We start from the raw sequence: 17,409 nt of genomic DNA on the forward strand, positions 1-17,409 counted from the left end.
TCTTATAAACAAAAGCCGTAGCTGGAGATTTCTAGCTACGGCTTTTCCTATCCACCGAATGAAATATAAATTAGCGTCAATACTAAAGAAAGAAACCTATTTTTAAAGGGATGGAAGGGGATTATTTCATGTCCGAATATACATATCAATCATCAGAACAACCAAATCAAGAGCCAAATAAACAAGATGCAGGAAAAGATTCTCTTGTAAATAAAATACAGCAGCTAGGGCAAACGAATGTTGCTCAAATGCCATCAGATTCAAAGATACATTGCTTGACCATTGTAGGCCAAATAGAAGGCCATGTTCAACTACCTCCTCAAAATAAAACAACAAAATATGAGCATGTTATCCCGCAAATCGTGGCAATTGAACAGAACCCAAATATAGAAGGACTCCTTGTTATTTTGAACACGGTTGGGGGAGATGTAGAAGCAGGATTGGCAATATCTGAAATGCTCGCATCACTCTCTAAGCCTTCCGTTTCATTAGTGCTAGGAGGAGGACATTCCATTGGAGTACCAATCGCTGTTTCTTGTGATTATTCCTTTATAGCAGAAACGGCTACGATGACCATTCATCCTGTAAGACTAACCGGGCTCGTCATTGGTGTTCCTCAAACCTTCGAATATTTAGATAAAATGCAGGATAGAGTGATTAATTTTGTAACAAAAAATTCTAATATCTCTGAAGAAAAATTCAAAGAGTTAATGCTTTCAAAAGGAAACCTAACAAGAGACATCGGAACAAATGTCGTAGGAGCAGATGCAGTGGAATACGGATTGATTAACGAGGTTGGCGGAGTTGGTAGTGCCATAAAAAAATTAAACGAACTCGTCGAGGGAAATGAAAAGAAAAACGAGGAAGGGAAGATGCTTCAATGATTCTCTATACAACCATGCCTCAGGAGTTAATTTTTCCTGTTGAAAACAGTGAGTATGACAAAACAAGAATCATTGACTACAATGGTGTATCACTTGTGGTTCAGCAAACAGAAATGAACACATATCAAATTGTTCGAAATTTAAGTACAGATCCATCACATTATCTCAATAGTAATTACGCTCCAGGTCAAACGATTAATTTTAAGTAACAAGCATTTTTGAGCATGAGCTTATGATATAATACTAGCAACAGAGGAAAAAGCAGCCAGTTTATAATGGCTGCTTTCTTCTTCTTATTATTTGCAGGATAAGATAGGTGAGAAATATGTCAAAACGTAAAAAAAGACAACGTAAATCTAAGAACAGAGATGAATGGAAACGGACCGTTACCTTTGAAGTAATAGGGCTACTTTTATTGGCACTTTCCTGTATTGCAATTGCAAAGCTTGGGATGGTCGGACATGCATTTGTATTAGTTTTCCGATTTTTTAGTGGAGAATGGTACATGCTGATGCTTCTAGGCTTATTAATTCTTTCTTGTTACATTATTTGGAAAAGAGATCTACCTACCTTCTTTTCAAGACAACTAGTGGGAATATATGTGATTGTGATGTCTATATTATTGATTAATCATGAAGCACTATTTCGAACACTATCAAGAGGTGGTGGGTTTGCGAATCCATCGGTTATAGGGAACACTTGGGATTTTTTTTGGCAGGAAGTGAATGGAGAAATCAGCACCCCAGAGCTTGGAGGAGGAATGATTGGAGCCGTCCTTTTTGCATTATTTCATCTGCTTTTTGATGCAACGGGTGCTAGGTGGATTGCTATGATTTTCATCGTCATTGGAATTCTATTAGTGACTGGAAAATCGCTAAATGACACGGTAATTAAGATTGTGCTTGGAATCTTCCACTTTTTGAAAACGCAGTGGCTTGCTTTTATCGATGATATGAGAGGCTGGAGAGAAGATAGCACGAAAAAGAAAAAGCAAAAGAAAGAGGAAGACAAGAAAAAGGGTAAAGATAAAGTGGAAAAAGAAGAAGAGGTTATTGTTCTAGGAGAGCATGAGACAAATGGGGAAGAAGTATTGGCACCTCCCATTATATCTTCCTTTAATGACCGTGAAGAAAGTCTTCCATATGAAGAAAAGAAAAACACCAAAGAGGTTGCGACCTCTACCAATACAACAGCAGAAAAAGGCAATACAGGTGATTTAGTGCCAAGTCCAATGGCGTTTACGGAAGTGGAAAACAAGGAATATGTCTTACCATCTTTAGATTTATTAAACAAACCAATCACGAATCATCAAACAACTGAGCATGAAAATATTTATCAAAACGCAAGAAAATTGGAAAAAACCTTTGCAAGCTTTGGAGTAAAAGCAAAGGTAACTAAGGTTCACTTAGGACCAGCTGTAACAAAGTATGAAGTGTATCCGGATGTTGGAGTAAAGGTTAGTAAAATTGTTAATTTAAGTGATGATTTAGCACTTGCGCTCGCAGCAAAGGATATTCGAATTGAAGCGCCTATCCCTGGAAAATCCGCGATTGGTATTGAAGTGCCAAACAATGAAGTGGCGATGGTTTCTTTACGTGAGGTACTTGATAACAAACTCGCAGACAAGCCTGATTCTAAGCTATTAATTGGTCTTGGACGTGATATTTCAGGTGATTCTGTTGTAGCTGAACTAAATAAAATGCCACACTTACTTGTTGCAGGAGCAACAGGAAGCGGGAAAAGTGTTTGTATCAATGGGATCATCACGAGTATTTTAGTCCGGGCAAAGCCTCATGAAGTGAAAATGATGATGATAGATCCGAAAATGGTAGAACTGAATATGTACAATGGAGTGCCCCATTTATTAGCGCCTGTTGTGACAGATCCTAAAAAAGCATCACAAGCATTAAAAAAAGTCGTCAATGAAATGGAAAGACGTTATGAGCTTTTTTCTCACACAGGAACTAGAAATATCGAAGGCTACAATGATTACATCAAAAGACATAATCAGGATGAAGAAGCAAAACAGCCTTCTCTTCCTTATATCGTTGTGATTGTGGACGAGCTTGCAGACTTAATGATGGTAGCTTCTTCTGATGTGGAAGATTGTATCACCAGACTTGCTCAAATGGCCCGTGCTGCTGGCATCCACTTAATAATTGCTACACAACGACCATCTGTTGATGTTATTACTGGGGTTATCAAGGCAAATATTCCATCAAGAATCGCATTTAGTGTGTCTTCTCAAACGGATTCCAGAACCATTCTAGACATGGGTGGGGCAGAAAAACTTCTAGGCCGTGGGGATATGCTCTTTTTACCAGTCGGTGCGTCTAAACCTATTCGTGTACAGGGAGCATTCCTATCAGATGAAGAGGTAGAGCGAGTTGTGGACTTTGTTATTGAACAGCAAAAGGCTCAATACCAAGAGGAGATGATTCCGCAAGATGTGACCGAAGAAGTGGCAGAAGTGGATGATGAACTCTACGATGATGCTGTCCAGCTTATCCTAGAAATGCAATCAGCATCCGTATCCATGCTTCAACGTCGCTTCAGAATTGGGTATACTCGTGCAGCAAGACTCATAGATGCCATGGAAGTCAGAGGCGTAGTAGGCCCATATGAAGGAAGTAAACCACGTAATGTCCTTATTTCTAACAAAAACGAAGATGTAGGTTCATGAGGATAGCAGTTTTGCTATCCTTTTTTCCGCTTGTCAATAAAGAATAAGTGTAAATTTAAAAAGTATTTTTATTGTTGATTGGAGCAAAAGGGGATACTCATCTCGGGAACGACGTAAAAGACTTGTGACTCCACAGGCATAGCCGATGAGGTTTTAACATTAGCCTCACGGAAGCGAATCCATTTTGTGGAAATTAACAGCGGTGTTTAACACAGTCCTTGTCAAAAAAAGCAAAAAAATCAATTTTCTATTTATTTTAATGTTGAAAAGTGGTATATTATTTTGGATTAATAGGAAAACGTAAAATAGGTTTTGTAAACGGTTAATTGGGGGATCAGTTTTATGTCGATTCGATCAGATAGCAGACATTTGTATTTACTTGTAGTAGATAGACTAAAACAAGATATTGAACAAAAATTATATAAAGAAAAAGAAAAGCTGCCTTCAGAATTCGAATTGTCAAGAAGACTAGGAGTAAGTAGAGCAACACTTCGAGAAGCGCTTAGAGTATTAGAAGAAGAAAATATTGTTGTTAGAAGACATGGTGTAGGTACTTTTGTTAATTCTAAACCAGTTTTTTCCTCTGGTATTGAACAGTTAAATTCTGTAACTGATATGATATCTCAAGCAGGAATGAAACCTGGGACAGTATTTTTAACATCAACCATCGAAAAACCATCTGAAGAAGAGTTAAGCAAGTTTGGAAATGAAGAGATCAAAGAGGTCCTACACTTTGAACGAGTCCGTACAGCAAATGAATTACCTGTGGTATATTGCATTGATAAAATCCCTACTACGATTGTGGAAGACTATCAATCTTATAAAAATGAGTCCTTGCTGGACCTATTAGAGGAACAAGCGGGTAGATATATCTCCTATGCAGTCACACACATCGAACCAATTGGGTACCATGATAAAATATCGCCAATCTTAGAATGCGAGCCTGAAACGGCATTGCTTGTTCTAAAACAAATGCATTATGACCAAAATGACGAGCCAATCCTATATTCACTTAACTACTTCCGTGCAGACAAATTCAGCTTCCATGTCCTAAGAAAACGTCTATAACGAAACCCACCAAATAAAGGTGGGTTTTTTATTTTGAGGATTACTTTCCTAAATTTGTAGTAATCCTAGCTGTTGATTGGAGCAAAAGGCGTAAACTCTTCTCGGGAATGAAGCGATAGATTGGAGGCCTCACAGGCGTAGCCAAGGAGGTTAACAAATGGGAAGCCATTTTGCAAAAATCAACAGCGCAAATATAAGTTTATTATAATATAATTATGTTAACTGTTTGAAGAGCTACAACTTGAAAAACTTACCTTTTAAACGTTATATTGGAATCAAGACTATTTTCTGTTCAATAAAGAAAGAATAGTACTATCTTTTTTGTTATACGCTTAACTAAAGGTTTGCAAACAAAAGCAAGATGGACGTGAAGGAGGAGATTTTTTTGAAGTTAGTTGATGAAAGAACCTACATGCTAAATGGGATAACCGTACATACTGTCCCAACAGACAAATTCAAAACCAACTCATTGGTGCTCAAAGTAAAGGCACCATTATCAGAAGAGGACATAACGTTGAGGGCTCTACTTCCGTACGTTTTGCAAAATGGAACAGCCTCCTACCCACGTTCCTCCCAATTTCGAGCATATCTTGATGATTTATATGGAGCAAGTTTGGGTGTGGATCTTAGTAAAAAAGGAGAAGACCACATCATTACGATTAAGATCGAAATTGCCAATGAGAAATTCCTTAAGGATTCCACCCCTTTGCTTGAAAAGGGCGTCCAGTTATTGAGCGAAGTGTTTTTACATCCTCATACAGAAGGTAATTCTTTTGCCAAAAGTACGGTGGAAAAAGAAAAAAACGCTTTAAAACAGCGAATTCAATCTGTTTATGACGATAAAATGCGATATGCGAGCCAAAGACTGGTCGAAGAAATGTGTGCAGATGAACCATACAGGCTTCCAGCTAACGGCTTAAAAGACCAAGTGGATGCCATAACAGCAGAAACTTTGTATCAGTATTATCAAGAGCTTCTAAAAACAAATGATATCCACCTTTATGTTGTGGGAGATATTCATAGTGAAGAAGTAGATGGTTATATAAAAAAATTTTTCGAGCTACCAAGTCAAGAAAACAAGGTATCGTCTTCTGTCACACAGCCCAATAGAGAGAGTCATGAACCAAATGAGGTAATAGAAAAACAGGATATTAAACAAGGTAAGCTTAACATAGGATACCGCACCAACATTTTGTTTAAAGATGACTTATACTTTGCCCTTCAAGTATTTAATGGAATATTCGGTGGCTTCTCGCATTCTAAACTATTCATGAATGTGCGAGAAAAAGAAAGCCTTGCTTACTATGCAGCATCAAGAGTAGAAAGTCATAAGGGACTTCTTCTAGTGATGTCAGGAATAGATTTTTCTAACTTTGAAAAAGCGGTAACGATTATAAATGAGCAACTTGAAGCAATGAAGCAAGGGAAATTCAATGAAAATGAAATTTCTCAAACCAAGGCTGTGATAAAAAATCAAATTTTAGAAACCCTTGATACTGCACGAGGCATGATTGAAATCCTATATAATAATGAAGTTTCTGAAGTTGATAAACCTGTAGATGTCTTTTTAGACGGCATTGAACAGGTGACAAAAGAAGACATAATTGCAGCAGCAGAAAAAATAGAGTTGGATACCGTTTATTTCTTAACTGGAAAGGAGGCATAATTCATGGAGAAAATTGAATTCAATCAATTATCAGAAGCATTGTATCACGAGACGTTAGATAATGGACTGGAGGTATACTTACTTCCAAAAGATGGCTTCCATAAAACCTATGCTACATTTACGACTAAATATGGCTCCATTGATAATCATTTTGTTCCACTAGGGAGTGATGATTTCACAACGGTACCAGATGGGATTGCCCATTTTTTAGAGCATAAATTATTTGAAAAAGAGCATGGGGATGTGTTTCAGGATTTCAGCAAGCAAGGTGCTTCAGCAAACGCTTTTACGTCCTTTACTCGGACTGCGTATCTTTTTTCGAGCACTTCCAATGTACAAAAGAATCTAGAAACATTAATGGATTTTGTGCAAGCACCGTATTTTACAGAAAAAACAGTCGAAAAGGAAAAAGGCATCATCGGACAAGAAATTACGATGTATGAAGATAATGCCGACTGGAGAGCCTACTTTGGTTTGATTGAAAGTATGTTTGCTCACCATCCTGTCAAAATTGATATCGCAGGTACGGTGGAGTCAATCTCAAAGATAACTAAAGATCTTCTTTATACGTGTTATGAAACCTTCTATCATCCAAGTAATATGCTCTTGTTTGTGGTTGGACCAATGGATACAAGCGAAATGATGGCCTTTATTAAACAAAATCAAGCCAATAAAAGCTTTGAACCCCAGCAAGAAATTAAGCGTAAATTCGAAGAGGAACCAGTTTCTGTTAAGGAAGAAAAGAAAGTTTTAAAAATGAATGTGCATACGTCGAAACTTATGGTCGGTATTAAAGAATCTGAACCAGTAAAACAGGGAGAGGAACTTTTAAAGCATGAGCTGACAGTCAATATCATCCTTGATTTGCTTTTTGGAAAGAGCTCCGAACACTATCAGAATCTATATGAAGAAGGCTTGATTGATGAAACATTTGCCTATGATTATACTGGAGAAAACGGCTTTGGTTTTGCTATGCTAGGCGGAGATACAGCAAAGCCAGATGAACTTGCAGATAAAGTAAAGGAAATCCTTTTGAACTTTGATCCTTCCGCCGTAACGGAAGAAGAGTTAGAGCGCATCAAGAAGAAAAAAATCGGTTCTTTTCTCCGGGCGTTAAACTCTCCAGAATTTATAGCAAATCAATTCACAAGGTATGCATTTAATGAAATGGACTTGTTTGAGGTAACACCGCAGTTAGAAAAAATCACACTTGATGATGTCAAAGTAGTCGCAGAAAAGTTCATTAAAAAAGAGGCTTTCGCTGTGTGTCAGGTTGTGCCAAAATAACGAAGGAGGTCCGGCATTCATTGGAGCCGGCCTCCTGTTTTATTAAAAGGGGAGAAACATACATGATGAAAAGAGCTTTAATTATCGGCGCGAGCGGAGACATCGGCATGGAAATAGCTGATGAGGTATGGAGTAAAGGTTATTATACATATTTGCACTATAATAAGGATTCTGCTTCCATCAACAAACTGATAGCAAAGCATGGTAATGAACGACTCTCAAGTATTCAAGCAGATTTAAGCAATAAAGATGGTGTCAAAAAGTTAAAAGAGGCTTTGTTTACTCCAGTAGATGTGGTGATCTTTAATGCAGGGGCTACCTTTTATGGCCTAATGACTGATATAGAAGAACCTTTGAAGGATGATATGATTCAACTTAACATAACATCATTATATTCAACTGTTCAGTATCTACTACCAAACATGATAAAAAATCAGGACGGGAATATTATTGTGATTTCCTCGATTTGGGGAGAAAAAGGAGCGGCATGTGAAGTGCTTTACTCCATGACTAAGGGAGCTCAAATCGCGTTTGTAAAATCATTGGCAAAAGAAGTTGCGTTAAACGGCATAAGAGTTAATAGCATTGCTCCAGGAGCAGTTTCCACCAAAATGCTACATTCTTTTTCTGACGAAGAAATGACCGAATTAACTAACGAAATACCAATGGGAAGACTTGCGCGTCCAAAAGAGGTGGCAGATGCAGTAGGATTTTTGCTTTCAGAGCAATCAAGTTATATTACTGGACAAGTATTAGGAGTAAATGGCGGCTGGAATTAATGAGATGCATAAAACTTTCCTCCCTTCGCATACTAAAGGATGAACTTATGTGGAAGGAGGAAATGTAATGTCCGTACTTGAAAACTGGGAACAGTGGAAAGGCTTTTTAGGAGATCGCCTAAATCATGCTGAGCATGAAGGGATGGATCATCAAGCGATTTCTCAGCTAGCATACGAAATTGGGGATTATTTAGCCAAGGAAGTGGAAGCAAAAAATCCACAGGAAAGAGTGTTGGCTGATCTGTGGAAAGTTGCAAGCCCTGAAGAGCAGCATGCCATTGCTAACATGATGGTAAAATTAGTTCAAAATGATGGAACGCACTAAGAGAGGCCTGATCCTCTCTTTTTTTATTTGTCCAAATATAAAAGAATGGACAAGTATTACTTTCATATTAACGGTATATTGGCTATTATAGAAGTAACAAGGTAATGTTCGAAACGTTTTGATGGGATGGAGGGGTTTGATGGAAAAGAAAGAGTGGTATTTAGAATACGAAATACATATTAACAGGCCAGGGTTGCTCGGGGATATTGCTTCTTTGCTAGGAATGCTATCCATTAACATCGTGACGATTAATGGTGTAGAAGATGCGAGGCGAGGAATGCTCTTACTAAGCGATTCAAATGAGCAAATAGTCCGTCTTGAATCTATTTTAAATACAATGGATAATATAACTGTTACAAAGCTTAGAGAGCCAAAGTTAAGAGATCGTTTAGCGGTAAGACATGGACGATATATACAAAGAGATGCGGATGACAAGAAAACATTTCGTTTTGTCAGAGATGAACTCGGCCTTTTGGTTGATTTTATGGCAGAGCTTTTTAAACAAGACGGTCATAAGCTTATTGGCATAAGAGGCATGCCTAGAGTTGGTAAAACCGAATCCATTGTTGCGTCAAGTGTTTGTGCCAACAAACGCTGGTTGTTTGTATCCAGCACGTTACTAAAGCAAACCATTCGCAGTCAATTGATTGAAGATGAATATCATGTTGACAATTTATTTATAATAGATGGTATTGTTTCAACAAAGCGTGCGAATGAAAAGCATTGGCAGCTTATTAGAGAAATTATGCGACTTTCAGCAGTGAAGGTTGTAGAGCACCCAGATATCTTCGTTCAAAATACCGAATATAAACTCGATGATTTTGATTACATTATTGAGCTTCGAAATAGTGAAGATGAAGAAATAACGTATGAAGTAGTGCAACAAAATAATATGTTTGAAGATAACCCTTTTGGGGGATTTGATTTTTAATATGTTGGAAGGTGTAATTATTGACTGAATTAGGCAATAGATTAAAACAGGCTCGTGAAGAAAAGGGAATGTCACTTGAAGATTTACAAACTGCTACAAAAATACAAAAACGGTACCTAATCGGAATAGAAGAAGGCAATTATGTGATTATGCCAGGTCAATTTTATGCTAGAGCCTTTATCAGACAGTATTCCGAAGCCGTCGGGTTAGATCCTGATGAGGTTTTTGAACAATACAAAAATGATATCCCCAATAATGAAAAAGACGACATGCCACAACTTTCAAGGGTTAAAACAAGAAAACAGGTACCAGCTAAAAGTAATAAGCTGTTTAATTTTCTTCCTAAGGTTTTGCTTTTTCTTGCTTTAGTTGCCATTGTGGCAATTATTTATGTTCTAGTTCAAAAATGGGGAGTCGGTAATTCCTCCGCTTCGCCTGAAGGAAACAATAGCGGCGTTGTGATTGATTCGGCACAAGGTAGTGAAGAAGAGTCCCCACCAGAAGAAAAGGAAGAGGAAGAAGAAGCCCCTCCTGAAGAGGAACCAGAGGAAACACAGGAAGAAGCCCCTCCTGAAAATGGTACCTTAACAGAGGTTTCTAAGAGTGGTCAAACGGCAACATTAGAATTAACAGAAACAGACAAATTTGAAGTAGAGATTTTATCAAATGGTAACACTTGGGTCGGTGTAACTAATCCCGATGGTGAAACCTTTTTAAGCAAAGAGCTGGGAGAAGGCCAATCAGAATCCTTTGATTTTTCTGATCAAGAGGAGATTACATTCAATATTGGTTGGGTTCCTGATACGGAAATTAAGATAAATGGAGAAGTGCTAGAGTTTCCATTTCCAAAGGATGACAAAACCACTCAAAAGATTACTATTAAATTTTTACCAAATGGAGAACAATAAAGTCATCAGGTTGATGGCTTTTTTTGTATACTATAGCCAACAATAGCCAATCAATAGACAAACTAATATATTTTATGTATAGTGAAAAAGCAATATTGAATGCTGGAGGAATAATTGTGAACTTACCTAACAAAATAACGGTTTCAAGAATACTTTTAATTCCTGTCTTTATGGTCCTATTGCTTGCACCTATTGACTTTGGAATTCTTCGCATAGGAGAGGCATCTATTCCGATTACCCATCTGTCCGCTGCTATCATTTTTATTATCGCATCTATTACAGATTGGGTAGATGGTTATTATGCGCGAAAGCTTAACCTAGTTACCAACCTTGGAAAGTTTTTAGATCCACTTGCAGACAAGCTACTAGTATCAGCGGCTCTAATCGCATTAGTTCAATTGCAAGCGGCACCGGCATGGATTGTGATCGTAATCATAAGCAGGGAATTTGCCGTAACTGGGCTTCGACTTGTCCTCGCAGGGGAAGGTGAAGTGGTTGCTGCAAATATGCTAGGGAAAATAAAAACCTGGGCACAGATTATCGCCGTATCTGCATTATTACTACATAATATCCCATTTGAATTGGTGAATTTTCCATTCGACACAATTTCATTATGGGTGGCGATGATTTTTACAATCGTCTCTGGTTGGGACTATTTTTATAAAAACAGGCATGCAATACTTCAATCAAAATAAGTAGAAATAGCTATCTACAGAAAGACAAAGGGGAGAACAAAATGGCATGGAAAGCGGAGATAATTGCGGTTGGCTCCGAACTATTACTAGGTCAAATTTGTAACACAAACGCCCAGTTTTTGTCCAAACAATTAGCTGAACTTGGCATTGACGTATATTATCATACGGTGGTTGGCGATAACCCTAAAAGGCTGCGTGAAGCAATACTCACCGCACAGAATCGTTCTAATTTACTCATTTTCACAGGGGGACTAGGGCCAACGAAGGATGATCTTACTAAAGAGACAATTGCGGATGCCCTAGGAAAAAAGCTAACCATGGACGACGACGCTCTTACTGATATACAGGCTTATTTCAAAAAAGTAAATCGGAGCATGAGTGAAAATAATAAGAAGCAGGCATTGGTTTTGGATGGCTCTACCATCCTCCCAAACACGACCGGTATGGCTCCAGGAATGGCGTTACTTGATAGTGACATTACTTATATGCTTTTGCCTGGACCACCAAAGGAACTGCAGCCAATGTTTCTACAATTTGCAAGAGACTATTTATTAGAAAGACTCGGTATGAAGGAACAAATAGTCTCAAAGGTACTTCGTTTCTATGGTATTGGTGAATCTCAGCTTGAAGCTGATATTGAAGATTTAATTGATAAGCAAACGAACCCAACCATCGCTCCTCTAGCTGGTGATCATGAGGTAACACTTCGGCTTACGGCTAAGCATCAGTCTTTAGCGGAGGCAAACAGGTTGATTGACTTGACAGAGAGTGAGATAAGAAACAGAGTTGGAGAATATCTTTTCGGATATGATGAAGACACTATTTACTCTGTTTTATTTCAGAATATTAAAGAGTCTCAATACACCCTAGCAAGCGCAGAAAGTTTAACAGGAGGCTTATTTGCTGAGAAAATGACCAGCTTTCCTGGAGCTTCCAACGTTATCAAAGGTGCTTTAGTATGCTACACAAATGATGTTAAAGAAAACGTGCTTGGTGTTTCAAAGGAAACGCTTGAGCAAGAAGGTGCTGTAAGCAGAAAATGCGCCTTGGAAATGGCCGAATCAGTAAAGACTATGATGAAAACTGATATTGGCGTTAGCTTTACAGGTGTAGCTGGTCCCGAGAAGCTGGACAATCAACCCGTTGGTACCGTATTTATTGGGATAGCTCTCCCCAATAAAGAGACCATTGTTCATAAGCTCCAACTTGCAGGGAGTAGAGAATCCATCAAACACAGAACAGCTAAATCTGGTTGCCATTTACTATTAAAAGAACTCTTCAAATAGTTGAACTTAGTTTCAGCTATTTTTTTAATAGGCTCTTTTCTAAAAGCTCTTTTCTAAAAGATTGTTGCTATAAACTAGGAAAAAGTCGGCTTTAAGACTTTTTCAGAATCTTCTTCCACGAAAAGAGCACGACACCAACGTTTATTACGGATGTGTTATTTAAACGCAGTAGCAACAAAGTTTACACCTACAGCCTGTTATTAAATAAACTTCAAAAAAATGTTTTGAGACTAGTACAAAGTTCAATTCAAGGTTTTCTCTTATAAGAAAAAAGAAATTTGAAAAAGAATCTCTTTATAAAAAACCGAATGGGTGTTCGTTTTTTTGTTGCCAAACGAACGAAAAAAAGGTATAGTAATAGTAGTTGATACATATTCATTAGTTTCATAGAAAAGAGGAGGAAATTCTGTGGGTGATCGTAAAGCTGCATTAGATATGGCGTTAAAACAGATAGAAAAGCAATTTGGTAAAGGTTCTATTATGAAGCTCGGGGAACAGGCAGAACGAAAAATTTCAACCGTACCAAGCGGCTCCTTAGCATTGGATGTTGCATTAGGAGCTGGTGGGTATCCACGTGGAAGAGTAATTGAAATCTATGGTCCTGAATCTTCCGGTAAAACAACGGTTGCTCTCCATGCCATTGCTGAGGTTCAGCAAAATGGTGGACAGGCCGCATTTATTGATGCAGAGCATGCGCTTGATCCAGTATATGCTCAAAAATTAGGAGTTAATATTGATGAACTCTTACTATCCCAGCCTGATACTGGAGAACAGGCACTTGAAATAGCGGAAGCTCTTGTTCGAAGTGGTGCAGTTGATATTATCGTAGTCGACTCTGTAGCAGCATTAGTACCGAAAGCGGAAATTGAAGGCGAAATGGGTGACTCCCATGTTGGTCTTCAAGCGCGTTTAATGTCTCAAGCATTAAGAAAGCTTTCAGGTGCCATCAATAAGTCTAAAACTATTGCGATTTTCATTAACCAAATTCGTGAAAAAGTGGGTGTTATGTTCGGTAATCCTGAAACAACACCTGGTGGGCGCGCTCTAAAATTCTATTCTTCTGTTCGCCTAGAAGTACGTCGTGCAGAGCAATTAAAGCAGGGCCACGATATTGTCGGTAACAAAACAAAAATTAAAGTTGTGAAAAATAAAATTGCTCCTCCATTTAAAGTTGCAGAAGTTGATATTATGTATGGAGAAGGTATATCTAAAGAAGGGGAAGTCATCGACATGGCATCTGATTTAGATATCGTTCAAAAGAGCGGATCTTGGTATTCCTATAATGAGGAAAGATTAGGACAAGGACGCGAAAATGCGAAACAATTCCTTAAAGAAAATAAGGATGTACTAAAAGAAATTCATCAGCAAATTCGTGATCATCACGGACTAGACAAAGAAGTAACTGCTCCACCTGAAGAAAATCAAGATGACCAAGCGGAGTTAGACTTCTAAATAAAGGAGAAAAAAAGACTTTGTGAAAACACAAGGTCTTTTTTTTATATTTTTGAAAAGGTAATTATTGAAATCATCAGCGATGTACCACCCACTGCATCGAATTTATGAGTAATTTTTCTCAAAAAATCCAGAAAAATAGGATTACTTTACCAAAATGGCCAACTCCTTACTAGGACAGGCTTGACAATAATTTTTCACAGATTTACAATTAGTATGTATATTTTACATTTTGTTAGAATTTTAAAGCTATAAAAAAGCAAAAGCCATTGAGCTGTATGTTGACAAGAATGAAGGCAATGTACATGCCGACAATGAAATCTAGCAAGAACAAGTTCATAGCAAGAGGAGGTGTAATGATGGAAACTATGCAAATCATTATCTCCGCTTTGCTTGCCCTAATCGTCGGTGTAGTTGTTGGCTTTTATGTTCGTAAATCCATTGCCGAACAAAAGATCCAAGGCGCAAGAAGTGCGGCTGACCAAATTGTGGAAGATGCAAAAAGAGAAGCCGAATCACTGAAAAAAGAAGCCCTTTTAGAAGCAAAGGATGAAATTCACAAGCTGCGCACTGAAGCAGAACGTGATATTCGAGATCGTAGAAGCGAACTGCAAAAACAAGAAAATCGTTTAATGCAAAAAGAGGAGAATCTTGATCGAAAAGATGAATCGCTTGATAAACGTGAAGTAGCATTAGAAAGGCGTGAAGATTCTTTAAACGATAGACAACAGCATATTGAAGAATTAGAAAGCAAAGTGGATGAAATGGTGCGTAAACAGCAGGAAGAGCTGGAACGTATTTCAGCATTGACGAGAGAAGAAGCGAAAAACATTATTCTCGATCGTGTTGAAAGTGAATTGTCCCACGATATTGCTCTGATGGTAAAGGAAAGTGAAAACAGAGCAAAAGAAGATGCGGATAAAAAGGCTAGAGAGATTTTATCCTTAGCTGTTCAACGTTGTGCTGCAGATCATGTAGCAGAAACAACTGTATCCGTCGTTAACTTACCAAATGATGAGATGAAAGGTCGAATCATTGGACGTGAAGGACGTAACATTCGTACTCTTGAAACGCTTACAGGTATTGATCTGATTATTGACGATACTCCAGAAGCAGTTATTTTATCAGGCTTTGATCCAATTCGACGTGAAACTGCTCGTATCGCGTTAGATAAGCTAGTCCAAGACGGAAGAATCCATCCAGCACGTATTGAGGAAATGGTTGAAAAATCAAGACGTGAAGTGGATGAATATATTCGTGAAATGGGAGAGCAAACGACATTCGAAGTTGGTGTTCACGGTCTTCATCCTGATCTTATTAAGATCTTAGGACGTTTGAAATTCCGTACAAGCTATGGTCAAAACGTCTTAAAGCACTCCATGGAGGTCGCTTTCTTGGCTGGCTTAATGGCAGCTGAATTAGGAGAGGATGAAACGCTGGCAAAACGTGCAGGTTTATTGCATGACATTGGTAAAGCAGTGGATCATGAAGTGGAAGGAAGCCATGTAGAAATTGGGGTAGAGCTTGCTACAAAATACAAAGAGCACCCTGTTGTTATCAATAGTATTGCTTCCCACCATGGTGATACAGAACCTACTTCGATTATTGCTGTGCTAGTAGCTGCTGCTGATGCGCTGTCTGCTGCTAGACCTGGAGCAAGAAGTGAGACATTGGAAAACTACATCAGAAGACTTGAAAAGCTTGAAGAAATTTCTGAAAGCTATGAAGGTGTAGAAAAATCCTTTGCCATTCAAGCCGGAAGAGAAGTGCGTATCATGGTTAAACCTGATACGATTGATGACTTGGAAGCGCACCGTCTTGCCCGAGATATCAGAAAACGAATCGAAGAAGAGTTGGATTATCCAGGACACATTAAAGTGACGGTAATCAGAGAAACGAGAGCCGTTGAATACGCAAAATAAAGTGGTGCTTGCACCACTTTATTTTTTTTGGTAATACTATTAACTAGATGAAGAAGAATGAAGGGAATTTTTAAATTGAGAATCTTATTTATTGGAGATGTTGTCGGTTCACCGGGGAGGAACATGGTAGAGGAGTATCTTCCGAAATTAAAAAGTAAATACCGGCCAGCAGTAACAATCGTTAATGGAGAAAATGCAGCAGGGGGAAAAGGGATTACAGAAAAAATTTATCAAGGTTTCTTAAAAGCTGGAGCAAATCTTGTCACACTAGGCAATCATACATGGGATAACAGGGAAATCTTTGAATTTATTGAATCTGCAAAGTATATGATTCGCCCAGCGAATTTTCCTGCGTCTAATCCTGGAAAAGGCATTGCTTACCTGCCATTTGAAGGAAAAGAACTTGCTGTAATCAACCTGCAAGGAAGAACGTTCCTTCCACCAATCGACTGTCCTTTTTCAAAAGCAGATGAATTAGTAGAAGAGGCTAAGAAACGAACACCCTACATTTTTGTTGATTTTCATGCAGAGGCGACTAGTGAAAAGCAAGCAATTGGTTGGTATTTAGATGGAAGGGTAACAGGAGTTGTTGGCACACATACTCATGTTCAAACGAATGATTACCGTATCCTCCCACAAGGAACTGCCTATATGACAGACGTTGGAATGACAGGACCATATGATGGGATATTAGGAGTGGAAAGAGAAGCGGTATTAAAACGTTTTCAGACTGCGCTGCCAGTAAGATTCGAGGTTACTACAGGCAGAGCACAGCTTAACGGTGTAATCGTAGATGTCGATATGAAAACTGGAAGAGCAAAAAAAATAAAACCCATTATCATCAATGATGATCACCCGTATTTTGACTGATAGTGAACAATTGTTTGAAAATTTAAACACTTAACGAAAGCGATTAGGAATACATGGCTCTCCTCCTGAATATAGTAGGAATGAAATTATTGCATTCATTCATCTATGGATCTTACACCATATATTGTAAATGTTAAGGAGGAGCTAGAAATGGAGATATTAAAGGTTTCAGCCAAGTCTAACCCAAACTCAGTAGCAGGGGCTTTAGCAGGTGTTTTGAGAGAACGTGGTGGTGCGGAAATTCAAGCAATCGGTGCAGGAGCCCTTAATCAGGCAGTAAAAGCAGTCGCGATTGCAAGAGGATTTGTTGCTCCAAGTGGTGTTGATTTAATTTGTATTCCTGCCTTTACAGATATATTAATTGATGGGGAAGAACGAACCGCAATTAAACTCATCGTGGAGCCAAGATAATTACCGATGTAAAGCCTGTTTGCTTGTTAAAGCAAACAGGTTTGTTTATTTTATAGGAAGGTATGTTTTTTACATAAAGCTCTTTTCTAAAAGATCGTTTGCTATAAACTAGGAAAAAGTCGGCATCAAGACTTTTTTCAGTCAGAATTCGAAGAAAAATTGCTACATGTTTAAAACTTCCTCCACAAAAAAGCACGACAGCAACGTTTATCACGAGATGCTTAACTATACGAAGTAGCAAC

General features: G+C 38.3%; 16 protein-coding genes. All 16 read left to right on the top strand.

The window, feature by feature from the left end; translation table 11 throughout:
* Positions 1 to 128: 128 nt before the first annotated feature.
* The 16 genes from FIU87_RS09455 (at position 129) to spoVS (ending at position 17,167) form a co-directional block, all read left to right on the top strand.
* A complete protein-coding gene (locus tag FIU87_RS09455; RefSeq protein ID WP_152444364.1) occupies positions 129 to 884 on the top strand; it encodes a ClpP family protease in 756 nt (251 codons plus the stop codon).
* Positions 881 to 1,093 carry a YlzJ-like family protein gene (locus FIU87_RS09460; protein ID WP_152444365.1) on the top strand — a complete coding sequence of 71 codons (213 nt, stop codon included), beginning with the start codon at positions 881 to 883 and terminating at the stop codon, positions 1,091 to 1,093. The genes FIU87_RS09455 and FIU87_RS09460 overlap by 4 nt, the downstream gene beginning before the upstream one ends.
* Positions 1,094 to 1,209: 116 nt before the next feature.
* Positions 1,210 to 3,567: an FtsK/SpoIIIE family DNA translocase gene (locus FIU87_RS09465; protein ID WP_152444366.1), complete on the top strand. Its 2,358-nt coding sequence runs from the start codon at positions 1,210 to 1,212 to the stop codon at positions 3,565 to 3,567.
* 342 nt (positions 3,568 to 3,909) lie between these two features.
* Positions 3,910 to 4,635, top strand: coding sequence for a GntR family transcriptional regulator (locus FIU87_RS09470; protein WP_152444367.1), 726 nt, complete (start codon positions 3,910 to 3,912; stop codon positions 4,633 to 4,635).
* Positions 4,636 to 4,996: 361 nt separating this feature from the next.
* A complete protein-coding gene (locus tag FIU87_RS09475; RefSeq protein ID WP_152444368.1) occupies positions 4,997 to 6,301 on the top strand; it encodes an EF-P 5-aminopentanol modification-associated protein YfmF in 1,305 nt (434 codons plus the stop codon).
* 3 nt (positions 6,302 to 6,304) lie between these two features.
* Positions 6,305 to 7,588 carry an EF-P 5-aminopentanol modification-associated protein YfmH gene (locus FIU87_RS09480; protein WP_152444369.1) on the top strand — a complete coding sequence of 428 codons (1,284 nt, stop codon included), beginning with the start codon at positions 6,305 to 6,307 and terminating at the stop codon, positions 7,586 to 7,588.
* 65 nt (positions 7,589 to 7,653) lie between these two features.
* Positions 7,654 to 8,367 carry an elongation factor P 5-aminopentanone reductase gene (locus FIU87_RS09485; RefSeq protein WP_301538671.1) on the top strand — a complete coding sequence of 238 codons (714 nt, stop codon included), beginning with the start codon at positions 7,654 to 7,656 and terminating at the stop codon, positions 8,365 to 8,367.
* Between the two features lie 67 nt (positions 8,368 to 8,434).
* Positions 8,435 to 8,692 (top strand): DUF3243 domain-containing protein, encoded by a 258-nt coding sequence (locus FIU87_RS09490; RefSeq protein WP_152444371.1) that lies wholly within the window; start codon positions 8,435 to 8,437, stop codon positions 8,690 to 8,692.
* A 139-nt stretch (positions 8,693 to 8,831) separates the two neighbouring features.
* Positions 8,832 to 9,623: a DUF3388 domain-containing protein gene (locus FIU87_RS09495; RefSeq protein WP_152444372.1), complete on the top strand. Its 792-nt coding sequence runs from the start codon at positions 8,832 to 8,834 to the stop codon at positions 9,621 to 9,623.
* A 20-nt stretch (positions 9,624 to 9,643) separates the two neighbouring features.
* Positions 9,644 to 10,531 carry a helix-turn-helix domain-containing protein gene (locus FIU87_RS09500; protein ID WP_152444373.1) on the top strand — a complete coding sequence of 296 codons (888 nt, stop codon included), beginning with the start codon at positions 9,644 to 9,646 and terminating at the stop codon, positions 10,529 to 10,531.
* Positions 10,532 to 10,644: 113 nt separating this feature from the next.
* Positions 10,645 to 11,226: a CDP-diacylglycerol--glycerol-3-phosphate 3-phosphatidyltransferase gene (gene pgsA / locus FIU87_RS09505; protein ID WP_152446489.1), complete on the top strand. Its 582-nt coding sequence runs from the start codon at positions 10,645 to 10,647 to the stop codon at positions 11,224 to 11,226.
* 41 nt (positions 11,227 to 11,267) lie between these two features.
* Complete coding sequence (locus FIU87_RS09510) at positions 11,268 to 12,512, top strand: competence/damage-inducible protein A (protein WP_152444374.1); 1,245 nt, start codon at positions 11,268 to 11,270, stop codon at positions 12,510 to 12,512.
* 408 nt (positions 12,513 to 12,920) lie between these two features.
* Complete coding sequence (gene recA / locus FIU87_RS09515; protein ID WP_152444375.1) at positions 12,921 to 13,964, top strand: recombinase RecA; 1,044 nt, start codon at positions 12,921 to 12,923, stop codon at positions 13,962 to 13,964.
* Between the two features lie 356 nt (positions 13,965 to 14,320).
* Complete coding sequence (rny, locus tag FIU87_RS09520) at positions 14,321 to 15,886, top strand: ribonuclease Y (protein WP_172971007.1); 1,566 nt, start codon at positions 14,321 to 14,323, stop codon at positions 15,884 to 15,886.
* 75 nt (positions 15,887 to 15,961) lie between these two features.
* Positions 15,962 to 16,756 carry a TIGR00282 family metallophosphoesterase gene (locus FIU87_RS09525; protein WP_152446491.1) on the top strand — a complete coding sequence of 265 codons (795 nt, stop codon included), beginning with the start codon at positions 15,962 to 15,964 and terminating at the stop codon, positions 16,754 to 16,756.
* A gap of 150 nt (positions 16,757 to 16,906) precedes the next feature.
* Positions 16,907 to 17,167, top strand: a complete 261-nt coding sequence (gene spoVS, locus FIU87_RS09530) for a stage V sporulation protein SpoVS (RefSeq protein WP_010193268.1) — start codon at positions 16,907 to 16,909, stop codon at positions 17,165 to 17,167.
* Positions 17,168 to 17,409 lie beyond the last annotated feature (242 nt).

The sequence above is a fragment of the Bacillus sp. THAF10 genome (assembly GCF_009363695.1).
GTDB lineage: Bacteria > Bacillota > Bacilli > Bacillales > Bacillaceae_I > Sutcliffiella_A.